The 6,239-nt window shown below is 41.0% G+C and carries 6 protein-coding genes; all 6 read right to left on the bottom strand.

Annotated elements, in window-relative coordinates:
* Position 1 precedes the first annotated feature (1 nt).
* Positions 2 to 379, bottom strand: a complete 378-nt coding sequence (locus ACTF6W_RS08490) for a VOC family protein (protein WP_438994113.1) — start codon at positions 377 to 379, stop codon at positions 2 to 4.
* Between the two features lie 33 nt (positions 380 to 412).
* Complete coding sequence (gene der, locus ACTF6W_RS08485; protein ID WP_438994112.1) at positions 413 to 1,828, bottom strand: ribosome biogenesis GTPase Der; 1,416 nt, start codon at positions 1,826 to 1,828, stop codon at positions 413 to 415.
* Between the two features lie 30 nt (positions 1,829 to 1,858).
* On the bottom strand, positions 1,859 to 3,220 hold the full coding sequence (locus ACTF6W_RS08480; RefSeq protein WP_438994111.1) for an outer membrane protein assembly factor BamB family protein: 1,362 nt from the start codon (positions 3,218 to 3,220) through the stop codon (positions 1,859 to 1,861).
* 15 nt (positions 3,221 to 3,235) lie between these two features.
* Positions 3,236 to 3,868 carry a tetratricopeptide repeat protein gene (locus ACTF6W_RS08475; RefSeq protein WP_438994110.1) on the bottom strand — a complete coding sequence of 211 codons (633 nt, stop codon included), beginning with the start codon at positions 3,866 to 3,868 and terminating at the stop codon, positions 3,236 to 3,238.
* A 120-nt stretch (positions 3,869 to 3,988) separates the two neighbouring features.
* Entirely contained in the window at positions 3,989 to 5,536 is a 1,548-nt protein-coding gene (gene guaA / locus ACTF6W_RS08470) for a glutamine-hydrolyzing GMP synthase (protein ID WP_438994109.1), read from the bottom strand.
* Between the two features lie 17 nt (positions 5,537 to 5,553).
* The coding region (locus ACTF6W_RS08465; protein WP_438994108.1) for an RsmB/NOP family class I SAM-dependent RNA methyltransferase at positions 5,554 to 6,239 on the bottom strand (686 nt) is incomplete at its 5' end.

Genomic DNA, 6,239 nt, shown 5'->3' with positions numbered 1-6,239 from the left:
ATTATCCCGCCATATGAAATGCGGCAAATTTATTGCAATCTGGATCACGGAAATAACCAACATAATATTGTTCATCTTCACCGCGTGGACCTGGTTTACCTTCGCATGATCCACCGCTTGCTTGAGCCGCGGCATACATCGCGTCAACTTGGTCTGTTGTTTCGCAACCAAATGAAATCATTGTGCCATTACCATGCGTTGCTACATTACCGTCATGTGGAATACAAGCCGCGAAGAATGGTTTTCCTTCTCCAGCGCCCCACATAATTGCAGTGTCGCGCTTCATCATGCGTTCAGCACCAACGACACCCAGTACTTTATCGAAAAAATCACCGGACGCTGGTAAATTAGTTGATCCAACCATTGCATAACTAATCATATTCATTATCTCCTAAATTTTGCTGTTATCATGTTAATCTTTTTTATAGGGGTTATCGCCTTTACGTAACATTATACGAATTGGCACCCCGGGCATATCGAAATCGTACCTTAATTCATTAAGCAAATATCTGGTATAGCTGTCGGCCAAATCATTCGGGCGATTACAAAAAATTGCAAATGTCGGTGGCCGCGTTTTTACTTGCGTCATATAACGCATTTTCGTACGACGTCCTTTAACGGACGGTGCCGGATGATATTGCAATGTCTCCGCTAACCATTTATTCAGTTTAGCCGTACTGATACGTTTATTCCATAATTTATAAGCTTCAAAAACCTGTGGCATTAATCTGTCAAGGCCACGCCCTGTTAATGCTGAAATAGGGACGATTGGAATGCCTTTAATTTGCGGCAATGAATGTTCAAGCTTATGGGCAATATCTTTCATCACTTCCTGTCTATTTTCAAGAAGATCATATTTATTAAGCCCAATCACCAAACCACGTCCCTCTTGAACGATCAGGCTCGCAATAGAAAGGTCTTGTTTTTCAAACGGCTGCGTCGCATCGACCATAAGGATCACTATTTCAGCAAAATTTAAAGCACGGATCGTATCAGCCACAGATAATTTTTCTAGCTTTTCCTGCACCCGTGATTTTCGGCGCATACCAGCCGTATCAAATATTCTGAGTTCACGTCCTTCATAAGTATAGTTTACACCAATAGAATCGCGTGTAATCCCAGCTTCGGGGCCAGTAAGCATTCTATCTTCACCCAAAATTTTATTAATTAGTGTCGATTTTCCAGCGTTAGGGCGACCAACGATGGCGATTTGCATGGGTAAGCCATCGTCTTGTTCACTTAATAACTCATCTTCTTCGCTGACTTCCCCTTCGATTATCACGGATTTTGCCGTGACCTCTTCTTCAGGGTTGGCAAATGGATCAATTCCGAGTTCTCTTAAGGCTTCATCAAATGCATCGCTTAAATCTGCTAGTCCTTCACCATGCTCCGCTGATAACGGAACTGGGTCTCCTAATCCTAAGGTATAAGATTCGTAAAGGCCGCTTTCGCCGGCTTTTCCTTCTGATTTATTAGCAACTAGGATCGTTGGTTTTTTATTGCGGCGAAGTATATCTGCAAAATGTTTATCAAGTGGCGTAACGCCTGCCCTTGCATCTATCATGAACATTGAAAAATCGGCCTCTTCGATCGCGAGCTCTGTTTGTTTTCTCATTCTGGCTGAAAGGCTATCACCGGTTTCATCCTCAAGGCCCGCCGTATCAATGATACGAAATTTAAGTTCACCAAGCGATGCTTTCGCATCTCGGCGGTCACGGGTTACACCTGGCGTATCATCAACAAGTGCCAGTCTTTTACCGACAAGACGGTTAAATAGTGTTGATTTTCCGACATTTGGACGTCCGATAATTGCTACTGTGAAAGTCATGTTTTTTCAATTCAATAATGCTGGCAAGGCTTAACGCAGCGCGATGATTTCACCGTCACTTAATAAGAAATAAAGCGTCTCATTCGAAACAATTGGTCCCATTGATGAATTATCAGGAAGATCAATACCGCCTATTACATCTCCAGTATAAGGAGAAAGCGTTAAGGCATACCCATGAGACGACGTAACAATCACACGATCACTCGCAACCACTGGTCCATGCCAATGAACGGGTTCTTTACGAATTTCTGGGTCTTGAAAGCGTTCAAGTTGAGTGATCCAACGTATACGGCCTTCTCTTCTCGTAACACATATAACTTCAGAGTTTGTCGTAACAATATAAATATATTCACCCACAATCCATGGCGTATGTTGTGAACCGTAATTTTGCTCCCAAACTCGAACACCACTTCTTAAATTTATCGCCGCCATTCGTCCGCTGTGGCTAATTAAATAGACAATACCATCATAGACAACCGGATGACCATCAATATCACGTAAACTCGACATAGCTGTGAGTTGGCCTTGCCGATTTAATGTGTCGGTCCAAAGAACACGACCATTTTCAACACGCATTGCATAAACTTCACCGGAGGAATATGGCACAATAACTGTATTATCGATAACAGCAGGACTAGCATTTCCCGCTAAGCCCTCATTTTCAGCAATTCCGACCTCATCCCAAACAATCTCACCCGTATTTGCATCCATTGCATAGATATGATTATCGTGGGTCACGCCAAAAACACGTCCATCTGAGTAAGTGGGTGAACCGCGCATTGGTACCCCGATATCTTCTAACCAAATTTCGCTGCCATCAGAAAGATTTAGGGCCCCAAAGTGACCATAACCCGTTAGAAAATATAGCGCATTTTCACCGACCGTAACGCCTCCGCCATAGCTAAGCATCTCAGTCTCATTTTCCATGGTGTATTTAGTGTCCCAAATTACGCGACCATTTTCAGCGTTTACTGCAGAGATTTTAGCATCTGCATCAATAACGTATAAAACGCCGTCTTTGATAACAGGCGTAGAAACAATCGCTTTACGGCCCGTTGTACCATTTCCAATATCTCGGCTCCATAGGCGTTCAGGAGCATCACCAACCGATAAATGTTGCATTAAATGATGTAAATTTCCACCAGCTTGATCCCAATTTTCATTCACATAAGGCTGTGGCAATGTAACTTGTAAGTTAGCAAGGGCTGGATCTGCGCTCAATTGTTGCTCAAATGTTAAAACCGATATACGGTCGCCTTCGATGGTTTCTCTTGAATTATCTGCAGATCTTAAACTATCACATGAAGCAAGTAATGATGTCATTATCAACAGACCAATTAATGATAAATAATGCATTACATTATTCGAATATTTTTCTGTCTTATTGGCCATAATATTTCCTATGAACTATTCAATCACACTTAAATATTGTTCTGCGCGCGTTTTAATCGAGCCAGATGCATTTTCATCATTAATAAGAGCCTCAAGTCGTGATTTCGCAGCACCACTATCACCTGCCCTTAATTCAGAAAGTGCCATAATTTCTGCAGCAAAATATTGATACTTACTATCACTGTTTAAAATGAGTGATAGACGTGAACGAATTTGATCAACTGAAGCCGTATCCAATTCTAAGAGAGCCGCTTGAATTGTAGCCATATCTTTATAAACTTGAGCCACTGATGAAGACGTCACAAATTGATCAAGAATAGTAATTGCCCCTGCTCTATCATCATTTGAAATTGCAATTTCGGCTTTTTTAAACGTTGCAAGAATTTCATACGCCTCAACATCACTATTCAATAGTGGGTCAAGTGCGGAAGAAATTTCTGCATCATTCATGCTTATTGCCTGCGAATATAGTGACGCTTGTTCACTATATTTGCTTTCAATGACAGAGGTATATATGGCTCTTCCCGCAACAATTGCGACAACACCGACAGCAATTCCAATTACGAATTTGCCGTACTTTTTCCATAAATCATTTATTTGTCTTTGGCGAATGTCTTCATCGACTTCGCGAATAAACTCGTCTGACACCAGGGTCTCCTGTAAATTCAATAATATTTATAACATATATATGGCGACAAAATAACCGACCTGATGCAAGAAGGCAATCAACCATTATCTATATTCTTTAAAAAAGAGGCTATTTTAAGATTATTCCCACTCAATTGTACCAGGTGGTTTTGAAGTAATATCATAAACAACACGATTTATGCCGCGAACTTCATTAATAATACGTGTTGATACATGTCCCAAAAATTCATGTGAATAAGGATAATAATCTGCAGTCATACCGTCTGTTGACGTAACTGCACGCAATGCACATACATATTCATATGTTCTTGCGTCTCCCATAACACCAACCGTTCGAACTGGAAGCAGAACTGTAAAAGCCTGCCATATTTCGTTATAAAGTCCTGCTTTTTTAATTTCTTCCAAATAAATGACATCCGCTTTACGTAAAATGTCACATTTCTCTTTATCAACGGCACCCGGTACTCTAATCGCTAAACCTGGCCCTGGGAATGGATGACGTTCAATAAACGCTTCAGGTAATCCTAATTCACGTCCTAATGCCCTTACTTCATCTTTGAATAATTCCCTAAGTGGCTCGACTAAATCCATGTTCATTCGTTCTGGAAGTCCGCCAACATTATGATGTGATTTAATCGTGACACTTGGACCACCTGTAAAGGAAACACTTTCAATAACATCGGGATAAAGTGTTCCTTGTGCAAGAAAATCGGCGCCACCAATTTTTTGAGCTTCTTCTTCGAAGACATCAATGAAAAGACCACCGATGATTTTTCTTTTCTTCTCTGGGTCATCAACACCAGCCAACTTCCCTAAAAACATATCTTCTGCATCCACATGGATAAGATTTATATGATAATGTTCGCGGAATAAGGTGACGACCTGATCTGCTTCATTTGCGCGCATAAGACCGTGATCGACAAAAACACACGTTAACTGATCACCTATGGCTTCATGTAAAAGTACGGCGACAACCGAACTGTCAACACCGCCGGAAAGACCACAAATAACGCGTCCTTCGCCTACCTGTTCACGCATTTTAGCAATTTCTGTTTCCCGAAATGACGCCATTGTCCAGTCGCCAGCACAACCGACAATCTTTTTCACAAAATTATTTAAAAGCTTTGCCCCGTCCAAAGTATGAACGACTTCCGGATGGAATTGAACGGCATAGAATTTCTTTTCTTCATTGGCTATTGCGGCATATGGTGCATTTCCACTTGTGGCGATAACTTCGAAACCATCTGGAATAGAATCAACCTTATCACCATGGCTCATCCACACTTGATAATCGTTACCTACTTCCCAAAAACCATCAAATAGCGGGCTTTCTTTTTTAATATTAATGAAAGCGCGACCAAATTCACGTTCGTCTGATGGTTCAACTTTCCCGCCAAGTTGTTCACACATGGTTTGTTCACCGTAACAAATTCCAAGAACCGGAACGCCCATTGAAAAAACCGCCTCAGGTGCTCTTGGGGTTTCAATATCATAAACACTATTTGGACCACCGGAAAGAATAATGCCCTTCGGATTAAAATCCTCTAGAACTTCAGCGGCCTTATTAAATGGGACGATTTCTGAATATACACCGCTTTCGCGTACTCTACGTGCGATAAGTTGAGTAACTTGAGAGCCAAAATCAATAATTAAAATACGGTCAGTCATTGCCTAAATCATTTCTCTTAATCTGTTTGAGTTTTTATATCTTGTTTCTCTAAAATTGCTACAAAAAAACCATCTGTTCCTCGGCTGAACGGGCTTAATTGTAATGTGCCTTCTAATTGTTCAATACCCTGCTTGCGAATAGGGATTAATTTGGCATTTTTATATTCATTTAAAAACCATTCAATTTGATTTTCATTTTCATTTTTTAACACTGAGCATGTCATATATGCGACGCGGCCACCTACTTTGATCGCATCCCAAGCTTCCGCCATCAGACTTTTTTGAATTGCGATATATTCATCTAAGCTTTCTGGCGTTAAACGCCATCTGTTTTCTGGGTTTCTACGCCAAGTTCCGCTGCCGCTACAAGGAACATCTAGGATCACTCGATCCATTTTTTCCTTATATTCAGCTAATTTTGCACCTCTGTTCTTGGATGTTAATACAAATGATTGGAAAATATGATGTTTGGAACGTTTGGCACGCACTTTTAAATCTTTAAGGCGATTTTCAGAAATATCAAATGCATAAATCTGCCCTTTATTTTTCATATAACCAGCTGCTGCGAGAGACTTCCCACCCGCACCAGCACATAAATCCATTACTTGTTGACCAGGTTTAAGTTCAACATACTTTACGGCCAGTTGGGCCGCTTCATCTTGTATTTCAACAAGTCCATTTCTGTAGATCGGCCAATCGCGTA

This window comes from Pseudemcibacter sp., from assembly GCF_965661635.1.
In the GTDB taxonomy this organism is placed as follows: Bacteria; Pseudomonadota; Alphaproteobacteria; order Sphingomonadales; family Emcibacteraceae; genus Pseudemcibacter.
Note: the sequence above shows the minus strand (reverse complement) of the source record. Positions and strands in the feature narration are given on the sequence as shown.

Bases quoted from the DNA above. Each gene is read 5' to 3' on its own strand.
- ACTF6W_RS08480 (WP_438994111.1), bottom strand. From the start codon at position 3,220: ATGGCCAATAAGACAGAAAAATATTCGAATAATGTAATGCATTATTTA.
- ACTF6W_RS08490 (WP_438994113.1), bottom strand. From the start codon at position 379: ATGATTAGTTATGCAATGGTTGGATCAACTAATTTACCAGCGTCCGGT.
- guaA (WP_438994109.1), bottom strand. From the start codon at position 5,536: ATGACTGACCGTATTTTAATTATTGATTTTGGCTCTCAAGTTACTCAA.
- der (WP_438994112.1), bottom strand. From the start codon at position 1,828: ATGACTTTCACAGTAGCAATTATCGGACGTCCAAATGTCGGAAAATCA.